Source organism: Micrococcus sp. HSID17227 (assembly GCF_003989405.1).
Classification (GTDB): Bacteria; Actinomycetota; Actinomycetes; order Actinomycetales; family Micrococcaceae; genus Micrococcus; species Micrococcus luteus.
The window spans coordinates 1-777 of the sequence record NZ_RBLN01000493.1 but is presented as its reverse complement, the minus strand read 5'-3'; the positions used below and the strand labels follow the sequence as shown (position 1 = coordinate 777).

The following is a 777-nucleotide window of genomic DNA, read 5'->3' as shown; positions in this document are numbered from 1 at the left end:
CCGGGCCGCGCTGGTCACGGGCGGCACCCTGGGCATCGGGTTCGGCATCGCCGCGTCGCTGCGGGACGCCGCGGCGCGGGTCGCCGTCACGGGGCTGACCGACGAGGAGTGCGCGGCCGCCCGCGAGGCCGGGTTCCCCGCGTACGTGCTGGACGTGCTTGCGTCCAACGCGGGCATCTACCCCCAAACCGGATCGCGGACATGACGGACGAGGACGTCGACCTGATCTTCGACGTCAACGTGAAGGGAACCATTCACACGGCGCAGGCGGCGCAGCTGGGCTTCGTGCGGTCCGTGGCGATCGAGCTGGCGCGCCAGGGCGTCACCGCACCCGGCGCCCCTTCCAGGACCCCGGCCTCACGCCGATCCGCCCGGTCCTGAGCAACGCCGGTTGAGTTATCACGGGTCTTCGCGCCCAGGACCCGCGATAAGTCAACCGGCGTTGCTTCGGGTGGCAGATCCGGGGCCGTCAGCTCCTCTGGTGAATCCGCGCCCGGCGCCCCGGCAGAATGACCCCATGGCATCCCCGCAGCCCCCCGCTTTCGGCCCCGTCCTCCACCACCGCGCCCACGGCATGGCCCTCGGCGACGCCATCTCCCCGCCGCTGGTGCACGCCTCCGCGTTCCACCTGCCCGGGTCCGGTCCCGACGGCGCCCCCGTCGCCCCCGGTGCGGACGTCGCCTTCCAATACGCCCGCTGGGGCACCCCCACCTGGGCCGCGCTCGAGGCCGCCCTCGGCGCGCTCGAGGACGCGGACGTCGCCGTCGTCCCCTCCGA

1 protein-coding gene and 2 pseudogenes are annotated in these 777 nt (G+C 74.0%); all 3 read left to right on the top strand.

All coding sequences use genetic code 11. From position 1 onward, the window contains the following. Positions 1-205, top strand: a pseudogene (locus D8M29_RS12865) (3-oxoacyl-[acyl-carrier-protein] reductase); the annotation flags it as partial. Then, positions 202-381, top strand: coding sequence for a hypothetical protein (locus D8M29_RS14300; RefSeq protein ID WP_238693426.1), 180 nt, complete (start codon positions 202-204; stop codon positions 379-381). The pseudogene D8M29_RS12865 and the gene D8M29_RS14300, both read left to right, overlap by 4 nt. A 136-nt stretch (positions 382-517) precedes the next feature. Further along, a pseudogene (locus D8M29_RS12860) lies at positions 518-777 on the top strand (PLP-dependent transferase); the annotation flags it as partial.

Excerpts from the sequence above, each read along its gene's own strand:
- D8M29_RS14300 (WP_238693426.1), top strand. The coding sequence starts at position 202 with ATGACGGACGAGGACGTCGACCTGATCTTCGACGTCAACGTGAAGGGA.